The sequence below is a fragment of the Acidobacteriota bacterium genome, assembly GCA_016184105.1.
In the GTDB taxonomy this organism is placed as follows: Bacteria; Acidobacteriota; Vicinamibacteria; order Vicinamibacterales; family 2-12-FULL-66-21; genus JACPDI01.
In genome coordinates, this window is record JACPDI010000031.1 from 34,919 (window position 1) to 55,137 (window position 20,219).

At 67.9% G+C, this 20,219-nt stretch carries 18 protein-coding genes and 1 pseudogene; 8 read left to right on the top strand and 11 right to left on the bottom strand.

The genetic code is table 11. The annotated features are described in order from the left end of the window. Positions 1–4: 4 nt before the first annotated feature. Positions 5–1,411, bottom strand: a complete 1,407-nt coding sequence (locus tag HYU53_11630; GenBank protein MBI2221842.1) for a trypsin-like peptidase domain-containing protein — start codon at positions 1,409–1,411, stop codon at positions 5–7. A gap of 23 nt (positions 1,412–1,434) precedes the next feature. Between HYU53_11630 and galK the strand changes: the two genes are divergently transcribed. Beyond that, entirely contained in the window at positions 1,435–2,508 is a 1,074-nt protein-coding gene (gene galK, locus HYU53_11635) for a galactokinase (protein ID MBI2221843.1), read from the top strand. 3 nt (positions 2,509–2,511) lie between these two features. Here the strand turns inward: galK and HYU53_11640 are convergent, their stop codons facing one another. The 5 genes and pseudogenes from HYU53_11640 to msrP all read right to left on the bottom strand — a co-directional run bounded on the left by HYU53_11640 (position 2,512) and on the right by msrP (position 7,425). Next, positions 2,512–3,153 carry an NAD(P)-binding domain-containing protein gene (locus HYU53_11640; protein ID MBI2221844.1) on the bottom strand — a complete coding sequence of 214 codons (642 nt, stop codon included), beginning with the start codon at positions 3,151–3,153 and terminating at the stop codon, positions 2,512–2,514. After that, positions 3,153–3,536, bottom strand: a complete 384-nt coding sequence (locus HYU53_11645) for a hypothetical protein (protein ID MBI2221845.1) — start codon at positions 3,534–3,536, stop codon at positions 3,153–3,155. Before HYU53_11645 ends, HYU53_11640 begins: the two co-directional genes overlap by 1 nt. 78 nt (positions 3,537–3,614) lie before the next feature. Beyond that, a complete protein-coding gene (locus HYU53_11650) occupies positions 3,615–5,687 on the bottom strand; it encodes a radical SAM protein (protein MBI2221846.1) in 2,073 nt (690 codons plus the stop codon). A gap of 127 nt (positions 5,688–5,814) precedes the next feature. After that, positions 5,815–6,422, bottom strand: a pseudogene (locus HYU53_11655) (sulfoxide reductase heme-binding subunit YedZ). A 46-nt stretch (positions 6,423–6,468) separates the two neighbouring features. Next, a complete protein-coding gene (gene msrP, locus HYU53_11660; protein MBI2221847.1) occupies positions 6,469–7,425 on the bottom strand; it encodes a protein-methionine-sulfoxide reductase catalytic subunit MsrP in 957 nt (318 codons plus the stop codon). A gap of 61 nt (positions 7,426–7,486) precedes the next feature. On the opposite strand from msrP, the gene HYU53_11665 reads away from it, so the two are divergent. Beyond that, a complete protein-coding gene (locus tag HYU53_11665) occupies positions 7,487–8,170 on the top strand; it encodes a HAMP domain-containing histidine kinase (GenBank protein ID MBI2221848.1) in 684 nt (227 codons plus the stop codon). A gap of 60 nt (positions 8,171–8,230) precedes the next feature. Here HYU53_11665 and HYU53_11670 read toward each other — a convergent pair whose 3' ends face one another. From HYU53_11670 to HYU53_11690, 5 genes are all read right to left on the bottom strand, one after another. Further along, entirely contained in the window at positions 8,231–8,917 is a 687-nt protein-coding gene (locus tag HYU53_11670) for an endonuclease/exonuclease/phosphatase family protein (GenBank protein ID MBI2221849.1), read from the bottom strand. Between the two features lie 310 nt (positions 8,918–9,227). Further along, positions 9,228–10,265 carry a polysaccharide deacetylase family protein gene (locus HYU53_11675; GenBank protein ID MBI2221850.1) on the bottom strand — a complete coding sequence of 346 codons (1,038 nt, stop codon included), beginning with the start codon at positions 10,263–10,265 and terminating at the stop codon, positions 9,228–9,230. A 13-nt stretch (positions 10,266–10,278) separates the two neighbouring features. Continuing rightward, the gene (locus tag HYU53_11680) at positions 10,279–11,076 is read right to left on the bottom strand and encodes a class I SAM-dependent methyltransferase (GenBank protein ID MBI2221851.1); all 798 of its coding nucleotides are present in this window, start codon (positions 11,074–11,076) and stop codon (positions 10,279–10,281) included. Continuing rightward, positions 11,077–12,738: a right-handed parallel beta-helix repeat-containing protein gene (locus tag HYU53_11685; GenBank protein MBI2221852.1), complete on the bottom strand. Its 1,662-nt coding sequence runs from the start codon at positions 12,736–12,738 to the stop codon at positions 11,077–11,079. Between the two features lie 131 nt (positions 12,739–12,869). Next, the gene (locus tag HYU53_11690) at positions 12,870–13,109 is read right to left on the bottom strand and encodes a hypothetical protein (GenBank protein MBI2221853.1); all 240 of its coding nucleotides are present in this window, start codon (positions 13,107–13,109) and stop codon (positions 12,870–12,872) included. 248 nt (positions 13,110–13,357) lie between these two features. Between HYU53_11690 and HYU53_11695 the strand changes: the two genes are divergently transcribed. The 6 genes from HYU53_11695 (at position 13,358) to HYU53_11720 (ending at position 20,204) form a co-directional block, all read left to right on the top strand. Further along, on the top strand, positions 13,358–14,914 hold the full coding sequence (locus tag HYU53_11695) for a sigma-54-dependent Fis family transcriptional regulator (protein MBI2221854.1): 1,557 nt from the start codon (positions 13,358–13,360) through the stop codon (positions 14,912–14,914). A 230-nt stretch (positions 14,915–15,144) separates the two neighbouring features. Next, entirely contained in the window at positions 15,145–16,392 is a 1,248-nt protein-coding gene (locus HYU53_11700) for a sigma 54-interacting transcriptional regulator (protein ID MBI2221855.1), read from the top strand. Further along, entirely contained in the window at positions 16,389–16,856 is a 468-nt protein-coding gene (locus HYU53_11705; protein ID MBI2221856.1) for a hypothetical protein, read from the top strand. Before HYU53_11700 ends, HYU53_11705 begins: the two co-directional genes overlap by 4 nt. A gap of 29 nt (positions 16,857–16,885) precedes the next feature. Further along, the gene (locus HYU53_11710) at positions 16,886–17,560 is read left to right on the top strand and encodes a polysaccharide biosynthesis/export family protein (protein MBI2221857.1); all 675 of its coding nucleotides are present in this window, start codon (positions 16,886–16,888) and stop codon (positions 17,558–17,560) included. 2 nt (positions 17,561–17,562) lie between these two features. After that, the gene (locus HYU53_11715) at positions 17,563–18,765 is read left to right on the top strand and encodes a hypothetical protein (GenBank protein ID MBI2221858.1); all 1,203 of its coding nucleotides are present in this window, start codon (positions 17,563–17,565) and stop codon (positions 18,763–18,765) included. After that, entirely contained in the window at positions 18,765–20,204 is a 1,440-nt protein-coding gene (locus HYU53_11720) for a hypothetical protein (GenBank protein MBI2221859.1), read from the top strand. The genes HYU53_11715 and HYU53_11720 overlap by 1 nt, the downstream gene beginning before the upstream one ends. The last annotated feature ends 15 nt before the right edge of the window (positions 20,205–20,219 follow it).

The window sequence follows — 20,219 nt, forward strand, 5'->3', positions numbered from 1 at the left end:
ACCGTCACTCGAGCGCGAACGCCAGATACATCAGCCGCCCGTCCCGTTCGATCTGCAGCACGGCCGGCGCCCCGGGCTTGAGCGCCGTGAGCGCGGCGCGCAGGCCGGTGAGTGACGTCACCGCGCGGCCGTTCAGCGCGTGGACGACGTCGCCCGGATGGAGCGCGCCCTGCCGAGAGATCGGCGCATCGGCGGCAGCCGCAGCGACCACGACACCTTCGGGGTGCAGCAGGCCTGGAAGCATCCCCGCGATTCGTTCATCCATGTTCAGCCCCAGGATGCCCAGCTTCGCCACCAGGTGGTCTTCCGGCCGGACCATGCCCGCAAAGCGCATCGGGTCGTCAGCCCGCTCGGCGACCGGCACGCGGAGCGTCAACCGCCGCTCCCCTCGCAGCACCTGGAGCGTCACGACGTCGCCGACGCCACGCGTGTAGAAGTTCACGCGGAACTGCCGCCCGTTTTCCATGGCCTTGCCGTCGAGCGACGTCACGATGTCTCCCACCTGCAGGCCCGCGCGCGCGCCCGACCCGGCGGGATCGACGTGCGCGACGATGACGCCCCAGTCCTGCGCCAGTCCGAGCCCCTCCGCCATGACCGGAGTAATCGTCTGCGTGTCGACGGCGATCTCCCCGCGCCGCACGCGGCCGGTGGCGCGGATCTGCTCGAAGACGTTCCGAACGATGTTGCTCGGCGCGGCGAAGCCAATGCCTTCGTTGCCGCCGGACTGCGAGTAGATGAGCGTGTTGACGCCCACGACCCGCCCGTCGGTGTCGACCAGCGGCCCGCCGCTGCTGCCTGGATTGATCGGCGCGTCGGTCTGGATGTAGACCATCGGGTCTTCCGGCTCGAGCTGCCGCGCCACCGCGCTCACCACCCCCATCGACACCGAGGCCGCCAGCCCCAGGGGGCTGCCGAACGCCATGACGATCTGCCCCGGCTTCAGCGCGTCGGAATCCCCGAACATCAGCGCGGGCAGGCCCTTCACGTCCACCTTGAGCACCGCGAGATCCGTTTCATCATCGATGGCGACGACGCGCGCGCCGACGGTGCGGCCCGTGGGCCTGAGCACCGAGCGTCGCGGCACGTCACGGGAGTCCCCGGCCGTGACCGGGAGTTCCACCTGCACCCGAATCGCACCCGCGACGACGTGGGCGTTCGTCACGATGTAGCCGTCCGGATCGAGGATGACCCCGGAGCCGCTCGTGCGCTGCGTGGTGAGCAGCGTGCTCTGGTCGGATTCGCGGTCGGGTGTGGAATACGAAGCGGCGAATACCTGCACGACTGACGGGTTGATCTTCTCGGCCAACCGCTGCAACGCGAGACTCAGCGCGGAAAGCTGTGGCGGCTCCTGTGCCGGAGCGGCACTGGCACCGAGCAGCATGACGAGCGCAAGGTGACCGTGGATGCGCATATGCCGCGATATTCTACCCGTGTATGAGGCGATCCGCGTTCGTTGGCGAAGCGGCGGGCCGTGTGAACCTGATCGGCGAGCACACGGACTACAGCGGCGGCTTCGTGCTGCCCGTCGCGATTCCGCAGCGCACGCGCGTGGAGGTGCGCCCGCGCGGGGACGACACGGTGCGGGCCACAAGCGGTGCAATGGACGAAGGGCGCCGGCAGGCGTACATCCTCGGCGAAGACCGCGCGGCCGGCGGTTGGATCGACTTCGTGCAGGGCGTGACGCGCGTCCTGCGCGACAGCGGTCATCGGTGTGGAGGTTGCGACATCTCGATCGCATCCAGCGTCCCGATCGGCGCCGGCCTGTCGTCGAGCGCGGCGCTGGAGATGGCGCTGCTGCGTGCGTTTCGCGACGCCTTTCGTCTCCCGCTCGACGATGTGACGCTCGTGCGGCTCGGACGGCGCGCGGAAAACGAGTTCGTGGGCGCGCCGGTCGGCATCATGGACCAGATGGCCGCAGCGCTTGCCGACGAGCGCACCGCGCTCTTCCTGGATGCCCGGACGCTGCAGCACGAGCGCATCCCGCTGCCGGAATCGCTCGCGCTCGTCGTCATTCACTCGGGCGTGGCGCACCGGCACGCGGCGGGCGATTACCGGACGCGCCGCGCCGAATGCGAGGAAGCCGCCGCGCGGCTGGGCGTGCGGCAGCTGCGGGACTGCGGGATCGAAGACCTCGCGCGAATCGATGGGCTTCCGGCGCCGCTCGGCGCGCGCGCGCGGCACGTCGTGACGGAGAACGCGCGGGTGCTGGAGGCGGTGACCGCGTTGAAGAACGGCGACGTCGAACGCGTGGGCACGCTGTTCAACGCCTCGCACGCCTCGATGCGGGATGATTTCGAGGTCTCCGTGCCGGACGTCGACAGGCTGGTGGAGCTGGCGTGGGACGAACCCGGAGTGTACGGCGCCAGGCTGACGGGCGGCGGGTTCGGCGGATCCATCGTCGCCGCGGTCCGCGCGGGAAGTGCCGCCGCCGTGGCACGGCGGATCGCGTCGCGGTACCGCGATGCCACCCGTCGCGCGCCGGCGATCGTCGTACCTCCCGCGGCCTGACGGCTACTTCCGAAGCAGCCGGAAGGCGTGATTCCAGGACTTGTGGCGGAACCCGTACGTGATCCACAGCATCGCGAGGCACTCGAGGTGGCGCGACGCTTCGATCCGGCCGAGATCGATCACTTCCCAGCCGAATTCATTCAGAATCCGCGACACGGCCTGCTTGGCCGACTGGTCGTTCCCGCAGATGAACATGTCGGGCGGCCCCCCGGGGAATTCCGGCCTGAACATGTGGGCGCTGCCGATCATGTTGAACGCCTTGACCACGCGCGCGGTCGTCAGCCACCGCTGCACCTGCTCGCCCGCCGAGTCGGTGCAGCCGACGGCGAGCCGCGGCGGCGTCGTGGTGAAGTCCAGCGGGTTGGTGGCGTCGATCACGACCTTGCCCGCGAGGTTGGCCGCGCCCGCCAGCCGCAGCGCATTCTCGGTTCCGGCCCAGAGCGTGGCGAGCACGATGATCTCGCCGAACTTTGCGACCTCCTCGAAGGTGCCGCCCGAGGCATGCGCGCCCGTCTTCCCCACCCACTCCTTGACCTTCGGGTTGCCCGCCTCGCGCGATCCGAGCTTCACCTCGTGGCCGCAGGCGATGAACGCGCGCCCCAGCGTGCGCCCCACTTCACCGCTCCCGAGAATCCCAATCCGCATCACTTCGCTCCGTTCAGCCGGTCGTCGATCATCGGCCAGGCCTCTATGTGATGGACGCCGGTCGCGGCGGCGGCGTACTTGCCCACGAGCGGGCCGCTGGCCACGCCGGCGATGTTGCGCCGGCGCAGAATGTCCAGCGCCTGCTGCATCAGCCCGTCGGGGCAGGATCCCATCGGCGGGGGCCCCTGGTCGGCCGCGCTCAGCGTGTGCAGATGCCCGTCGACGATCGGCGGCGGCGACTGCTGCGCGTCGGCCCGGCCCGCGCTCGTCAGGCCCATCGTCATTGCGATCAGCGCGACGGCGGCGGTCCAGACGGCGGCGTGTCGCAGGAGACCGCGCAGGCGGATGTACCGGTTGCGTGTCGCGACGACTTCGCCTGTCATATGCGCGTGCCGGAAAAAGGAAAGGCCGGCTGGGGTGTCCCCAGCCGGCCCTAGTGTATCTCCGGCGCGACTGACGCGTCAGTGGATCTGTGCCGTGTCCTTCTTGTTCCCCAGACCCTGGATCTGCAGGGTGGGCGCGGCCGGCTCCTCCTTGAGCACGTACTGCCGGTACAGCTGCGCCATGCGCTCGTTTTCCTGCTGCTTCTTCCTCGACTCGTCGCGCGCGCGGAGCTTTTCCTCGCGTGCGTTCCTGGCGATGCCGGCTTCATCCAGATCGGTCTGGCGTCCGGCGGCAACCGCCGCCTCGTCGAGCACGAGGTTGTGCTCGGTCGACTGCAGGTTCACCTTCCTGCCGCCGGCGAAGATCTCGTGACGCCCGTGCTCCTCGTACCACTTGGCGAGCGTGGCTGTCATGTGCATCTTCTCGATGATGTTGCGCCAGCCGATCCCCGTGTTGTACGCGCAGAAGGAGATTTCCCCTTCCTGCGTCGCATAGGGGATGATGCAGCGCTCCGTCCGCCGGAAGTCGTAGTTGAACAGGTCCTGGAACCACATGCCCGCGATGAACAGGAAGTTCCACCGGTCCGCGCGGCGCACGGCGATGTCCGCCTCGGTCCGCTCGCCGTCCACGCGGCCGTAGTCCCTGCCGGTGGCGCCGAACGTCTTGTCGAACTTCTTCATCAGGTCCGCGATCTTGAAGTGCGTCGGCGCCTTGAACGGATCGTAGTTCTTCATCAGCGCCAGCGCCATGCCGGCCATCGACAGGAACCTGCCCCGCGCGGCGTCGTTCACCTTGCGCAGGTCCTTCGCGAGCTGATCGGCGTGAAGGAACGCGGTGACCGGAACGGCCTCCTTGGTTTCCTTGTCGATCATGACGGCCATGCCGACGCCGCAGTTCGGGTGGCAACCGCACGTCAGGTTCCCCCACTCCGCCGAGGGGCCGTGCACCAGGTCCGCCCAGTCGGTGAACGTGCCCATGAAGGAGATCGGGAACCAGTCGCGCACCGGCTCGCCGAGGCCGGTCTGGTTCTTCACGTCGTGCGCCAGGTGCGACAGCGTGTAGCGCTGCGCCGCGCGGCGCTCCGGCGTCACCTCATCGTCGCGCCCGGTGAACGACACCGGCTGGAACGACAGGAAGTTGATCTTCTTCGGGTTGTCGAGCGCGAACTGGACGATGCGGCCGACCTGCTCGTTGTTGATGCCGTTGACGATGGTGGTCACCGGGACGATGTCGACGCCGGCCTTCCAGAGGTTCTCGATCGCGCGCAGCTTGACGTCGAACAGGTTGCCGACGAGGCGGTGCGAGTTGGCCGCGTTGCCGATGCCGTCGAACTGCAGGTAGACGTAGCGGAGGCCCGCTTCAGCCGCGGCCTTGCAGAACTCGGGGCTCTTGGCGAACTCGATGCCGTTGGTCGCGGCCTGGACGCTGTTGTAACCGACCTTCTTGCAGTACCGTACGGCGTCGAGGAAAAAGGGAGACAGCGTCGGCTCGCCGCCCGAGAACTGGACGGACAACTGCCGGCGCGGCTTCAGGGAAATCGCGTTGTCGAGCAGCGTCTTGATGTCCCCCCACGACAGCTCGTGGACGAACCCCACCTGGTTGGCGTCCATGAAGCACGGGTCGCACATCATGTTGCAGCGGTTGGTCAGGTCGATCGTGAGCACCGCGCCGCGGCCGTACTTGATCGTGCTGCTGCCGTGGTTGTGGAGCTTCTCGTCGGCGTGAGCCCGGATGTCGCTGCCCGGGAACACCTCTTCGAGGTGCTTGAAGAACGCGGGGTCGATCGCCATGACGTCTTCGAAGTGCCCGTGCAGCGGGCAATCCTTGACCATGAGGATCCGGCCGTCGCGCTCGATGATCTGGGCCTTGATCTCACCGATCTTCTCGGTGAGGAGCACGCGGTAGTCGCGCTTTCCGTCGATGATTTCCTGCCGCGCCTCGCGGACGCAGACCGGGCAGAGCGAATCGGTTTCGCGCGGCCAGCCGAGCGGCGGCTTGACCTTCTGGTGCGACTTGAGCAGCGGCTGGTCTGACCAGGCGGGCGTGAAGGACGCGTTCGGCTTGATGCTATTGAGCGTGTCGAAGACGCCCCACGCCGCTCGGGCGACGTAGGTCAGCCCCTTTTCGGCGTACTTAATCGGCTTGTGCATACTCCTCCCCAGAATCCCTCTGAGAATACCGGCGATCCCGCGCATTTGTGCGCAGTTTTGGCCGGGTGGGCGATTCCGAGGGGTGAACGGGCGCCTGGGGCGCCGGACGGCCCAGGGTGATTGGGGGTCAGATCCAGAATTCGCACTTTCTTCGTGGGCCGGCACTAAGGTGCCGGCCCACGAAGAAAGTGCGAATTCTGGATCTGACCCCAATCACCAGCCGCACCAGGAGCAGCATCGCGAGAATCAGGGCATACCGCGTGGGCGAGCTGTAGTCGGACTTGACCTTCCACACGAAGTGCACGACGCCCAACACCGCGGCCGGGTAGATCAGCATGTGCAGCCGCGCCCAGTTCCGCCCCAGGCGGCGAATCCAACCGCGCGTCGACGTCAGCGCCAGCGGCGTGACGAGGGCAAACGCCCCCAGCCCCGCCATGATGAACGGCCGCTTCGTCACGTCCTCAACGATGGTCCGCCAGTCGAAGAATTGATCGAGCGCGAGATAGGTGGCCAAGTGGAGCGACGCGTAGAAGAACGCAAACAGCCCCAGCATGCGCCGGAGCTGGATGACCTCGTACCACCGGAACAGCCGCCGGCCGGGCGTGATGGCCAGCGTGACGAGCAGGAACCGAAGCGTCCAGCGCCCAGTCAAAAGCGTCACGGTCTCGCCAGCACGATCACGTACGCGAGGGGTCCCAGGCCGAGCGCGAAAACAAACGGCGTGATGCGTCGCATGGAAGGGGCCAGGTCTAGAAAAATGTGAGAATTCTGGATCTGACCCCTAGTAATGCTTCTTGAGATCCATCCCGGCGTACATGCTGGCGACCTGCTCCGCGTAACCGTTGAACATCGCCGTCGGCCGGCGGAAGAACTCGCCGATCCGGCGCTCTCGCCGCTGGCTCCATCGCGGATGATCCACGTCCGGGTTGACGTTCGAGTAGAAGCCGTACTCGTGCGGCGCCATGCGCTGCCACGTGTTCACCGGCTGCTTGCCGACGAACCGGATACGCACGATGGACTTGATGCTCTTGAACCCGTACTTCCAAGGCACGACCAGCCGCAGCGGAGCCCCGTTCTGGTTGAGCAGCGTCCTGCCGTACAACCCGGCCGCCAGGATGGTCAGCGGATGCGTCGCCTCGTCCAGACGCAGGCCTTCCACGTACGGCCACGCCAGAATGTCGGTCTGCTGCCCCCGCATCTCCGAGGGGCGCAGGAGCGTCGTGAATTCCACGAACCTCGCCGCGGGCGCCGGCTCGAACCGCTTGATCAGACCCGCCAGCGGCACGCCGATCCACGGGATCACCATCGACCATGCCTCGACGCACCGGAGCCGATAGACGCGCTCCTCGAGCGTCGCGGGCCTGACCAGATCGTCGAGATCGTAGTCGCCAGGTTTCCCACAGAGGCCGTCCACCTTGACGGTCCACGGCCGTGTCTTGAGCCGTGCCGCGTACCGCGCGGGATCGCTCTTGTCGCTCCCGAACTCGTAGAAATTGTTGTAGGTGGTGATTTCCTCGAACGAATTCAGCCCCTCGTCGGTGTGGAACGGACCGAACGGCAGCTTGCGGTAGTGCGGGATCGCGGATTGGGCTCCCACCACCCCGCTGCCCACCGCCAGCGCCCCGCTCGCCACTCCCAGGGCGGCGCCCGCCGTCTTGATGAACTCCCGGCGGCTGAGATACAGGCGCTCCCCGGTAATCTGCGAGCTGCGCACGTCCGGCGCACGGCGGATCAGCATTCCGTCCTTCCCTGGCGGCACGCGGCAAGGCCGCCCTCGCTCACTATATTAAGATGACGGCGTGGGGGAAACGGTTCCAAACTGGCCGAAACTGCTGTCGCTGGCCGTTCATGAGTTCCGGACGCCGGTCACCGTGGTCTCCGGCTACTTGCGGATGATCCTGCGCGAGCGCGCCGGTCCGGTCGCAGATCCGCAGCGCAAGCTGCTCGCAGAAGCGGAGAAATCCTGCGGCCGGCTCTCTGCGCTCATCGGGGAGATGAGCGAACTGGGGCAATTGTACGACGGCCGCCAATCGCTCGCCGGCGACTCCGCCGATCTTGGCGAGATCCTGAAGGCGCTCGAGGGGCCGCCGACCGAAGACGGCCAGAGCGCCGTGCGCGTCGGGCCAGTCGCCGAGGGCCTTGTGGCCAGCGGCGATGCCAGCCGGCTCAGGCGGTCGATTGAAGCGATCGTCTACGCGCTGCGCCGGGAAATCATCGACGGCACCGACCTGCTCATCACCGCCGAGACACGGCCGAAAAACGGGGGGCGGGCCGCGTGGATCGCGCTGGGCGCCCGCCCGGTCGCGGACGCCCTGAAGGGCGCCTCCGCCGACGCGCTCGGCCCCTTCGATGAGTGGCGCGGCGGATGTGGCCTCACGCTGCCGCTGGCACGACGCGTGATCGAAATGCACGGCGGCCGGTTGATGGCGCCCCACGGCGAGCGCCGGAAGACCGGCGGCGTGATCGAACTTCCGCTCAGCTGATCGTCTTCGCCGGCCCAGCGGGCAGCCCGGGCGGCCGCGCGGGCTCCGCACTTCGGCGATCTAGCTGACGGTGTACTCGACGACCAGCGCGTAATGGTCAGAGAGCGCCGTCTCGAAGACGTCCGCCGACTGCAGGGCGAGCCACGACCGCAGGTACTTGCCGAAGAAGATGTAGTCAATCCGCGAGCCGCTCGGCCTCGTCGCACTCGTCCCGAATGCCTTCCCCACCGCGGACGCCGTCGTCCACTGGTCGCGGTACCAGTGACGCATCGGGTCGAGTTCGGCCACACCCTCGCCCGCGTTGAAGTCGCCAAGGATGAACCGGTCGTAGCTGCCGTAGACCGTCAGGTAGTAGGACACCTCGGCCAGCTGCGTCACCCGCTCGTTCGCCTTCGAGCTGTAGGGCGAGAGGTGCACGTTGAAGAACAACAGGCTCCGGCCGTTGACGTTCATCTTCGCGATCGTCAGCGCGCGGGTGTACGGCAGGCTTTTCTGGTCCGTGTGCGTGAACGGAAACCGGCTCAGAATCAGGTTGCCCTGCTGTCCCGTACCCGTGCTGCCGCTGTGATTGGAGAAGTGCGTGTACCACGTGAACCCGGTGGCGGCTTCGAGCGCGCGCTTGAAGACGACGGCCTGATCCTCGTTGCCCCAGCCGGTGTATCGCTCAACTTCCTGCAAGGCGACAACGTCCGGATCGAGGCCCGCCAGGAACGCGGCCTGCTCCTTCACCTTGTAGACGGCGTTCACGTCCGTGCCGTGATGAACATTCCAGCTGGCGACGCGAAGACGGGTTTGCGCGCTCGCGGTACCGGCGAACGCGCCGATCGTACACACGAGTAGAAGAAGGACTGCGGTCGGAAACCGACGGCCCATGGGAACCTCGTTAGAGCTTTGTGGTTGCTTCGTTGATGCGCGCGCTACCTGCGCGCGTCACCTCGAATGCCGCAAGGCGAGTACCGCGCGCACGCACCGCGGCGCGGACGCGCCAATTGCGTTATTCGGGCCGGATATTGAAAGAAGTCGATACGGCTGAGGCCGATGTGCTCTTACAGGACCGTCACGCGATCACGTCTTTGAGATCCCGCTTGCGCGCCGTCAGCGCCGCCGCGCCCGTGAGCCACCCTTCGAACTCGACAGGAGCGAGCCCCCCATGATCGACCAGGCGCGGCAGCAGCAGCGCGTGGGTCTCCGGCGTCGCGAAGCCCGAATCGCAGGTCGTGGCGGACGTCACGCTCAGATCGGAGAGCCACGGAAGCAGGCGCCTGTCGTAGACCCCGCTCGGATAGCAGAAGTGCGTCGGGATCCGGCCCGTCATCTCGGTAATCCGCTGGCGGTTCCTCGCAATCTCATCGTCGAACAGCGCGCGCTCGCGCGGGGTGCGGTGCCGGTGCGTGTGGAGCTGCACGTCGAGCCCCTGCGCCGCGAGCGCCGAGACCTCGGCGGGCGTCATGATGCTCAGCAGGCGCCGGGCCTCAATGGCGTCGTAGTCCGCGCCGATGTCGGCGGCCAGCGCGCGGGCAAGCGACCGCTTGCCTTCCGGGTTCAGCCCGCCGGCGAGCGTCATGACCTTGCGCCAGGCCTGGAGGCGGGAGCCGGCAGTCCGCAGGTCCAGCGGCCCGATGCCGAGCGACGGCGTCTCGTGCACGGACCCGCGCCGCTTCCAGAGCATGTACGAGGCCGCCAGGTTGAAGATCGGCAGGTTCCTGTCGCACCGCAGCGTGGTGAGGTAAACGGTGGCGGGATAGCCAAACTCCCGCAGGAGCGGCCATCCTTCTTCATAGAAGTCGTAGTACCCGTCGTCGAATGTGATGGCCACGCTGCGCGGAGGCAGATCGCGCGCGTACAGCCGGCTGACGGCATCGGCGAGGGGCAGTACCTGGAAGTCTCCCTCGCGGAGCGCCTCGAAGCGGCGGTGCAGATCCGCAGGGTTCATGTAGAGCGAGGGGTTCCACCTGTGCTCGTCGTCGAGCGACACGCCGTGGTAGCAGAGAATCAACAGGCGCCGGCGGCGCCACTCGCTGTTCTTGATGACGTTGAAGACGCCAAGCCGCTTGGAGAATCTCAGGGCTGAGATCTTCAGCTGCTTGAGGGTCATCTCTTTTTTTCTTTTAACGCGTGAGTTCGAGGACCCTGATCCCGGCGTGTGTCGCGAGGCGCGGGCAGCGGCGCAGCAGCGCCGCGTCCGCGCGATAACACGCATCCACGTAGCGCCGGGCCGGCGGCAGCACCTGCGCGATGCTGACGTGCGGCAGCAGGAACGCCCGCCGGCGCACCGACGCAAACGGCGCGCTGAACCGGGCGAGTTCCGGGTCGGTGAGCGGGCGCTCGAAGGGGGAGATGTCCGCCGCCCGGTACGGCACCAGTCGTCGAAGCGCCCGAACCGTGCGGGAGTTCCGGACCGGTTCCTGGAAGATGGCGCGCCCGCCGCGATGAAGGACGCGTGCCACCTCGCGCGAGACAAGGTCCAGATCGAGGTGGTGCAGGATCGCGATGCCGAAGACCACGTCCACCGAGGCATCCGGAAGCGGCAGATCGTGCGCCGAACCGACGACGAATGCCGCTCCGGTCGTGCCGTTCGCGGCCAGCCGCTGCCGCGCAACCTGTATGAGCGAGGCGGAGATGTCCACGCCGACGACATCGGCGCCGCGGCGGGCGAGCAGCAGGCTGTTCATGCCGGATCCGCACCCGATATCAAGGACGCGCCGGCCGCGAACATCGCCGAGCAGGTGATACGCGTATTCGAGCGGGTACGGCGTGCCGGCGGGCGGCGCCATGTATCGCGCAATGTTGGTCTCGCTCGTCCGCAGCTCCAGGCGCGGCGTTCGAGTCGCCTCCACGTCGCTGCGGACGATCTCGGCCTGCTCCCACTCCCGCAGCGTCGGGCTCGTCGTGGCCGTTGCCGCCATTTAGAAGCCGCCTCCGACCCCGCCGCGCGGCCCGCACGGACGCGTGACGGGGAAGGCCGCGCACGATGTGAGCCGCGAGATTGAGCCATGCGCGGGCAATCGCGGCGATGACTGCCCCTTCCGCGGCCCGCGGTCCTTCCCTGCTTCTTCGAGGATCTCGTCCACGCCCGCGCCGACATTGGTGCCATCGCATGCGGCACCGCGGAACATGCTTTCTTCACGGAGCCGATAATCACCAGCGTCGAAACCCACGAACTGGGCGCGGAACTCCTGCTCGCTGGGGAACCAGTTGCCCTCCGGATAGTCCTTCTGGTGGCCGCCCGCCAGCGCGTTGCAGATGAAGACGGCGTTCGGGAAGAACGTGCTGAGCGTGTCGTTGCCTGGGGCCCGGTCCTGGCCGTGCACGCCGTAGCGATTGTGGCGCAGGAGGTTGTCGCGAAAGACAAAGCCGCGCACGGCGGCGGGCCGCTCCCGTGTGCCGCCGTACACGGAAATCACGTTGCCGCTGTGGATCACGGTGTTGTGCTCGACCACGATTCCTTCCGGCGCCTCGCCGATCTGGAGGAAGATCCCCGATCCACCCCATGCCTTGGCGTCGATGCCCGTGAAGATCGAGTGGGCGATGCGCACGCCGCGCGCGACGCGGCTTGGGCGCTCGTTATCGCGACCAAGGATGTTCACGCCGCCGCCCGCGTTGCGGACGATGTTGCCGCGGAAGGTGACGTCTTCGACCGTGCTCCATGGGGCGCGCCCGTCCTGGTTGCGCGGCGTGATGACGATCGCGAACCCGGACTGCGCGCCGCTCCAGTTGTTCTCGAAGAGATTGCGCTCGACGAGCACGCGGCGGGCATTCTTCAGCTCGAACAGGTTCTTGACCTGCCACTTCTCCTGGCGCCACGCCACGGGACGGCTCACGACGTTCCGGCGAAACGTGATGTCGGCCGGCACGAGGCCGGCGATCCAGGGGTCGGCGCCCCCGAGCAGGAAGCCTTCGCCGGATGCCTCGAGATAGTTGTTTTCGATCAGATACGGGCCGGTCCCATTCCAACCGGCGATGGCCTGGCTGTCAGCACCGGAGAGCTTGAAGTCAGAGAAGTGCGATCCGGTGATGGCGGTGCGCCCGCTGTTGAGCGCGATGCCGCGTTTCTGTCCGGCGGCCTTGTCTCCGTGGATGTAGCAGCGGTCGATCGCGAGGTCGCGCGGAACGGCAGCGGCGTCCCGTTGCGCCGACCCGCCGTCGCCGAGCTGGATCAGATCCGCGCTCGCGCCGGCCGCCGGCAGCACTTCGACGAGCTCGAGCCGCCAGTGGCGTGCCGCCGCCGCGGTGCGCAGCGCCGGGTTGCCGTTGGGTGACTTCAGCTTGGCGAGCAGCGGCGCGTGCTCGGGCGCGATGCGCCTGCCGCGCCCCGGCACACGCGTGTCATCGACGTCGGTCGCGATCGTGATGGCTGAATCGCCGCCGTGCACCGGGAGAATGAAATTGCCCGTGTAGGTCGCGCCCGGCGCGAGCAGCACGCGGTCGCCGGATCGTGCCTGGTTGATCGCCGCCTGGAGGTCTCCGCCTGCGGGCACCCGGATGGGCTCGCCGGCGGCGGTCGAGATCGCCGCGGCGGCGATCCAGCACGCGGCGACGAGCCACGTCACGCGTACGAGTCTGTTCACGTGTATCAATGCGGCTTTCTGGAAAAGTCGGGCGCGCCGGGAATATCCCCGGCAGCGCCCGCGTTTTCGGTGCCGCAGCCGTCGGTTGGCGACCATGCGCCGCCGCGACCGGCTCTTGCGCGGCCCGAACCTCAGGCGGCCCTGCGAACGGCCGCCGCAGCTCCAATCAGCGCGGTGCCCGCGAGCACCATCACTGCTCCATCCGGCAGGTCCGCGATGTCTGCCGCAGACCTGTCGATGATGGATGACGTGATCGGCGCATCGGACCCGCCGGCGACCTCATCACTTGGGGCGCCGATGACGGCCGGCGCTGCGAGCGCCAGCGCGACGAGCATCGCCGCCGCGATTCCGACCTGAACCCGCCGAGTCACGTCCCACCTCACGGCGCAACCGAACATCAAGTGTGATGCCAGAGCTGTTGGGGGCCAATTGCCGCGCAGATGTGTCGAACGTCTCCTCATGCGGTTCGTGCGCGATGCGTCGCAACACTCAGCGTGCGCAGGACTTTGTCCAAGTTGGGTCGCGGCCGGGCGTACGAGCCAGCAGAGCTGGCGCGCTCCATGCATCACGGCGGCCGTTCGGCTGGAATTGTGTAGCGAAATGCCCACAGGAGACAATCGTGAAGCGACCCTACGTAGCGATCGTGGACGATGACTCGGCCTTCGCGGCGTACTTACGAACGTTCCTCTCGCTCCGCGGCTACGAAGCGCGCTGCTATGCGCGCGGCGACGAGATGCTCGCCGCCGTCAAGAGCGCGGAGGAAGCGCCCGACGTGGTGCTGCTCGACGTGATGATGCCCGGGCTCGACGGTATTGCCACGCTGCGCGCGCTGAAGACGTCGAAGCCCGAATCGCAGGTCATCATGCTGTCGGGTCGCAACCAGGCGTCGACGATCGTCGAGGCTGTGCGGCTCGGCGCGGCTGATTTTCTGGTGAAGCCGGACGACCCGGAAGGACTCGGTGAAATCGCGCTCGACGTCGCCATCAAGAACGCCATCGAGAAGAACCGCCTCGTGAGCGAGCTGACGGAGCTGAGGCAGCAGATCAGCGACGACCAGGATCGCGCGGTCTGGGGCAACAGCGAGAAGATGCGGGGGATCGCGCAGGTGATCGAGCAGGTCTCGGACAGCGACGTCACCGTGCTCATCCGCGGAGAGAGTGGCGTCGGCAAGGAGCTGGTCGCGCGCGCCATCCACCAGCGCTCCACGCGGAAGAACCGGCCGTTCGTCAAGGTCAACTGCGCGGCGCTGCCCTCCGAGCTGCTCGAGTCGGAGCTGTTCGGGCACGAGAAGGGAGCGTTTACCGGCGCCGCGATGACGCGCATCGGCAAGTTCGAGCAGGCGGACAACGGCACGCTGCTGATGGACGAAATCGGCGAGATGAAGGCCGCGCTCCAGGCCAAGCTTCTCCACGTCCTGCAGGACAACGAGTTCACCAAGCTTGGCAGCAACAAGCGCGTCTCGGTGGACGTGCGCGTCGTGGCCGCGACCAATCGCGATCTGGAAGCGATGCTGATGAAGGGGGAGTTCCGCGAAGATCTCTATTACCGGCTCAAGGTGATCGAGATCCTGGTCCCCGCGCTGCGCGAGCGCCGCGACGAGATCCCGCACCTGATCGACTTCTTCACGGCGAAGTACTCGCGCAAGTACAACCGTCCGGCACGCCCGGTGAGCGACGAGTTGCGGCAGCAATTCATGGAGTACGAGTGGCCGGGCAACATCCGCGAGCTGGAGAACATGATCAAGCGGATCGTGATCCTGCAGGACGAGCAGCTCGTGATCAGGGAAATCGAGCGCAACATGCGGCGCGCCGCGCTCGGCCCCGCGGCGGCGCTCGCCGGATCCCCGCAGGGGTTCGCGGCGATGATGCAGGGGGCCCACATGGCGTCGGTGCCGGTCGGCATGATGATGCCGGGCGGCGCGGCCATGTCGGCGCTGGCGGGCACGAGCGCCGCGATGGCGGCGCCGGCGGCCGACGCGCCCGCGGCCGCCGAGCAGCCGGGCCAGGTCTCGCTCTCCGAGGTGGCGCGCGCGGCGTCGATGCAGGCCGAGCGCGTCGCGATCGAGCGCACGCTGCGCCAGGTTCATTGGAACCGGCGCAAGGCGGCCCAGCTGCTCGGCGTGAGCTACAAGACGCTGCTGAACAAGATCAAGGAGTGCGGGATCTCGCGGCGCTGAGCGCTTCGCCTTCTCAGTTCGTCAGTAACTCCTTTCCCATCCTGAGCACTCCCGTTCAAGCACCGCGCGCGCCGCGGCGCGCGGGAGTGCGATATTCGCCGCGGAAAACCTGCGCTTTTCCCAACTCGTACAAAAACTTTTCCTCGCGTGGCACCCCACTTGCTCGAAAAGGCGCAGCGATACGCGTGAGCTGCCGTGCGGCCGCGCTCGTTCAGAAGGTGACGCGACTCATGGGGACAACCAATCTGGCGCGCGACGAGAGGCACGAGTTCGAAGTGCGATCCATGCCGTCGCCGCCGGCGGGCGCCGAGGCGTGCGATCCGGAGACGCTGCGCGAGCGGGTGAGAGCGATGCTCGAGCGCCGGCCCTCGCGCTACACACTGCTCCTCGGCCATGGCGACCAGATGCTGGAGGTGCGCGAGCTGATCGACCGCGTCGCCGACACCGATGTCACGGTCCTCGTGCGCGGCGAAAGCGGCACCGGCAAGGAACTGGTCGCGCGGGCCATCCACGCCGCGTCGCTCCGCCGCGACAAACCGTTCGTGAAGGTCAACTGCGCCGCGCTGCCCACCGAGTTGCTGGAGTCCGAGCTGTTCGGCTTCGAGCGCGGCGCGTTCACGGGGGCGGTCCAGCAGAAGCCCGGCAAGTTCGAGTTCGCCAACCAGGGGACGATGTTCCTCGATGAGATCAGCGAGATGCCGCCGCCGCTGCAGGCAAAGCTGCTCCACGTGCTGCAGGACGGCGAGTTCTCCCGGCTTGGCGGCCGGCACGACGTGCAGGTGGACGTGCGGGTCGTCGCCGCCACCAATCGCGACCTGGAAGGCGCCGTGGCTGACGGCCAGTTCCGCGAAGACCTCTTCTTCCGCTTGAACGTCGTCTGCATCACGCTGCCGCCGTTGAGGCAGCGCCGAGAGGAGATCCCGCTGCTCGCCGAGTACTTCATCCAGAAGTATGCCGAGCACTACAACCGGCCGCCGCTGGCGCTCCAGCAGGACATCCTCCACCTGCTCGTCGGGTACGCGTGGCCGGGCAACGTGCGGGAACTGGAGAACATGGTGAAGCGCATGGTCGTGCTCGGCACCGACGTCCCGATCCGGCGCGAGATCACCCAGGCGCTCGCGCAGCGGCCGCTCGTCACCGGCCCGATCCCGGCGCTCGTGGCCAACCGACTGGACACGCCGGTGCCGCCGGACGCAACCGCGGCGGGGGAGGCCGGTATCGCGGCACCGGTGGAGGCCGCCGGCGCGCCGGCCCCATCAGTGCCGGCGGCGCGCACCGACGCCGCACCGGATCCGATGGCGCCGTGCTCGCTGAAGGAGATCGCACGCCACGCGGCCCGCGAAGCCGAGCGCGAGCTCATCGCCCGCACTCTGCAGCACACCCGGTGGAACCGTCGCGAGGCGGCGGAGATCCTCGGCATCAGCTACAAGGCGCTGCTCTACAAGATCAAGGACGCGGATCTGGATCGCGCCTCGTGACCGCAATGACCCCCGATGCGTTCTACGACGAGGATGTTCGCGTGCTGACGCCGGAAGCCTTCGAGTTCGTGCTCGGCAACGAGCTGAAGCGCGCGATGCGTTCGCAGAACTTCGTGACGCTGGTGGTCATGGAGACCGCGCCCGAAGACGACGGCCAGCAGGACGATCCCGTGCGCCACGTGACGCGGATCGTCAGCCGCGAGGTGCGCGAAACCGATCTGATGACCCGCACGGGCGAGGGGGTCTCCGTCGTGCTGCTCGACGCCGACATGAACAGCTCCATGCGCGTCATCGACCGGCTGATGACGCGGTTCGATCACTACGAATTTCCCCGCCCGGTTTCGATCACCGTTGGTGCGGCGAGCTGCCCCGCGGACGGCACCGACCCCGCTTCGCTCCGGCACGCGGCAGCCACCCGGCCGGTCGTGACCCGCCGGCCGCGCCGGCGCGCCTCCAATGCCTGAGCAACGAACCAGTGAAGAAGGAAACTGTGATGACACCAGCATTCGCGATCGTGATGACCGGGCTGCTCGCCGCGCAGGCGGTGGCACCCACGCTCGCCCAGACCTCCAGCGCGTCCCACCCGGCGCTGCGCACCCAGACCGGATCGGCCGCCGCGCGCCCCGCGACAGGTGACACGACGACCACGCCGCCCGCGCCGGCGCCGACCACGGGCGCCAGCCCGGCCGCACACGACTACCGGCTGTCGGCCGGCGACAAGCTGCGCGTCGAGGTGTACCGCGATCAGCAGCTCTCGCAGTCGGTTCAGATCAGGCCCGACGGCAAGATCACGCTTCCGCTGCTCGGTGACGTACAGGCGGCCGGGCTCACCCCGATCGCGCTGCGTGACCGCCTGACGACGTCGCTGAAGGAATACATCACCACTCCGGTCGTCACCGTCATCGTTGTCGAGGCCACGCCGGCAACCGTCTTCGTCATGGGCGAGGTCAAAGCGCCAGGGCCGCAGCCGCTGCGCGGCAGCATGACGGTGCTCGAGGCGCTGGCGATGGCGGGCGGGTTCCTCGACTTCGCCAAGACGAGCGACATCCGCGTGCTGCGCAAGGCACCGGCGGGCACCGAAACGCTGAAGTTCAACTACAAGAAGGCGCTCAAAGGCGAAGGTGAACCGATCGTCCTGCGCGCGGGCGACATCGTGGTGGTGCCGTAGCCATGCGCCGCGCTGCGTACACGATCGCCGTTGCCGCCGTACTGGCGCTCCCCGGCGCCGCGGCGGCCCAGACGCCGGAACTCGAGCCGACGCCGGCGCCCGGCTGGGCGTTCACGCCCACGGTGACGGTCGGATGGCTGTGGGACAACAACGTCGCGCTCGTCAACGAAGGCTTCGAGCAGGACATCCGCGGCGACCACCTCCTGGTGATCACGCCCGGGGGCACGCTCGACTATCTGGGAAAGTACACGACCTTCCGCGCCGGGTACGGCGGCACGCTGCGGCGGCATCGCGACCTTGGGGCGCTCGACAGCTACGACCAGCGGCTGCGGTTCGGCCTGACACACCGTCCGACGTCGCGGGTCACGATGTTCGGGCGCTACGGCTTCAGCGAGCTGCCCACGACCGAAGAGACGGAGCTGAACGGCGTGCCCTTCCGCCGCGTGGGATCGCAGGTGCACAACGTGACGGGCGGCGCCGAGGCACGCCTCAGCAAGCTGACAACGCTGCGCGCATCGTATGAGTTCGTGGACGCGGCGTTCGATCACACCCGCATCCTGCCCACCTTCGTCACGGGAGGGCGTTCGCACGGCTTCAACGCGGATCTCACGCGCCGCCTGACCGAGCGAGTGTCACTGGGTGGCCTGTACGAAGTCCGGTTCGCGACGATCGAATCGCAGGCGAGCGCGGATGAACCGCTGGTGTTCCAGATTGTCGGCGGCACCGTCGGCCTCCAATTGGCGCCGCATACCAGCCTGTCGGTCGCCGGCGGCCTCTCCACGCTGAACGACAAGCGGCTCGATGAGACCAGCGTCGGCCCATTCGCGCGGGCGGGGCTCACGCACGCGCTCGAGCGCGCGGTCTTCAACACCGGGTACGAGCGGGCGTTCGTGCCGACCTTCGGCTTCGGCGCCTCGGCGATGACCGAGCAGGCCTTCGCGTCGCTCCTGATGCCGGTCGCGCGCAATCGCACCTACATCCAGTCGTCCACGACGTGGCGCCGGAACAATCCCGTCATCGAAGCGGAGCCGGCCTTGCAGTCCTTCTGGGTGAACACGACGGTGGGCTACGCGGTCGTGCGAACCGTCCGAATCGAGGGGTATTACACGGTCGCCTGGCAGGATACGCGCCTGGCGGGCGGCAGGGTCAATCGTCAACGCGTCGGCGCGCAGGTCGTCCTGTCGGCGCCCATGAGGATTCAGTAATGGAAGAACGTCCGTTTCATCCGCTCGACTACGTGACGGTGGTGCGGCGCCGGTTCCGGTGGTTTGTCGTGCCGCTGGCGATCTGCGTCGTTGGCGGCGCCACCCTCGCCCTGGTGCTGCCCTCCTGGTACCGCGCGGAAGCGACCATCGGGGTCACCGCGGCCACGGTCAGTCCCGACGTGACCAAGTCAGGCGTGGCGTCGATGGACCGCGAGGAGCGCGTCCGGGCGGTCACGCAGCAGCTCTTCAGCCGGCCGCTTCTCGAGCGCGTCGCCCGCGAAGAGGGCCTGACGAACGACCGGCCCATCGAACAGGTCGTGGCGGAACTGCGCGCCAACACGACGGTGCGCCCCGACGACCCGCTGGCCAGGGCCGCTGCGCGCCCGGGGCTCGACACGTTTGCGATCAGCTACATGGATCGCTCACCGGATCAGACGCAGAAGGTCACCAACCGCCTGGCGCTGGTCTTCGTCGAGGAAACGCAACGCGCGCGCGAAAACCGCGCCGAGCGATCGTCCGAGTTCCTGGCGGCGCAGCTGCGCGAAAGCCAGGACCGCCTGGCGCAGCTCGAGGAGCGGCTGCGGCAGAAGAAGGAAGCCTACATGGGGCGCCTCCCCGAGCAGCGGGACGCGAACCTGCAGATGGTGGCCACGCTCAGCCAGCGGCTGGAGGCGACCAGCAACACGCTGCGCAGCGAGCAGGACCGCCTCACGATGACCGAACGCCAGATCGACGCGATCCGCCAGGGGACGGCGGATGTCGCGCCAATGCGCGCCGACGTCGGCCCGATGACCGTGCAGGGGCGCGTGGCGCTGCTGCAGCGCGAGCTAGCCGAGGCGCGGACCATGTACACCGACAAACACCCGGAGATTCACCGGCTGCAGCAGGAACTCGCCGACGCGCGTGACGAGCTGAAGCGCGGCGGCCGCGGGTCGGACCGCGACGAGTTGCTGCGGACCGACCCGACGTACCAGCAGCTCCTGGCGGATCGCAACCTCGCGCGGCTGCGGGTTCAGGCCTTGCGGCGCGACGAGAGCGCGACGAAGTCCCAGATCGCCCGCTACCAGCAGCGCGTGGAAGCCGCGCCGATGGTGGAACAGGAGCTCGCCGCGCTGACACGCGAATACGAGCTCGAGAAGACGCAGTACGGCCAGCTCTCGGAAAAGCACAAGACCGCGCTCGTCGCCGAGGACCTCGAGCGGAAGCAGGGGAACGAGCGCTTCTCGCTGCTCTACCCTGCCGCCCGCCCGCGCAGCCCGGAGCGGCCGAACCGCGCGCGGCTGCTGCTGATGGCGCTCGCCCTGGGATTGGCGCTCGGGGCCGGGCTCGTCCTCGGGCGCGAGTACCTCGATCGCTCCGTCCATGATGCGCGCGCGCTGCAATCCGCGTTCGACGTGCCGGTGCTCGCGGAAATCCCGCGTATCGGCAGGACCGCTTGAGAAAAGGTGAACGAT

Excerpts from the sequence above, each read along its gene's own strand:
- HYU53_11710 (MBI2221857.1), top strand. The coding sequence starts at position 16,886 with ATGACACCAGCATTCGCGATCGTGATGACCGGGCTGCTCGCCGCGCAG.
- msrP (MBI2221847.1), bottom strand. The coding sequence starts at position 7,425 with ATGCTGATCCGCCGTGCGCCGGACGTGCGCAGCTCGCAGATTACCGGG.
- HYU53_11720 (MBI2221859.1), top strand. The coding sequence starts at position 18,765 with ATGGAAGAACGTCCGTTTCATCCGCTCGACTACGTGACGGTGGTGCGG.
- HYU53_11640 (MBI2221844.1), bottom strand. The coding sequence starts at position 3,153 with ATGCGGATTGGGATTCTCGGGAGCGGTGAAGTGGGGCGCACGCTGGGG.
- HYU53_11650 (MBI2221846.1), bottom strand. The coding sequence starts at position 5,687 with ATGCACAAGCCGATTAAGTACGCCGAAAAGGGGCTGACCTACGTCGCC.
- HYU53_11715 (MBI2221858.1), top strand. The coding sequence starts at position 17,563 with ATGCGCCGCGCTGCGTACACGATCGCCGTTGCCGCCGTACTGGCGCTC.
- HYU53_11700 (MBI2221855.1), top strand. The coding sequence starts at position 15,145 with ATGGGGACAACCAATCTGGCGCGCGACGAGAGGCACGAGTTCGAAGTG.
- HYU53_11630 (MBI2221842.1), bottom strand. The coding sequence starts at position 1,411 with ATGCGCATCCACGGTCACCTTGCGCTCGTCATGCTGCTCGGTGCCAGT.
- HYU53_11645 (MBI2221845.1), bottom strand. The coding sequence starts at position 3,536 with ATGACAGGCGAAGTCGTCGCGACACGCAACCGGTACATCCGCCTGCGC.
- HYU53_11680 (MBI2221851.1), bottom strand. The coding sequence starts at position 11,076 with ATGGCGGCAACGGCCACGACGAGCCCGACGCTGCGGGAGTGGGAGCAG.
- galK (MBI2221843.1), top strand. The coding sequence starts at position 1,435 with ATGAGGCGATCCGCGTTCGTTGGCGAAGCGGCGGGCCGTGTGAACCTG.
- HYU53_11675 (MBI2221850.1), bottom strand. The coding sequence starts at position 10,265 with ATGACCCTCAAGCAGCTGAAGATCTCAGCCCTGAGATTCTCCAAGCGG.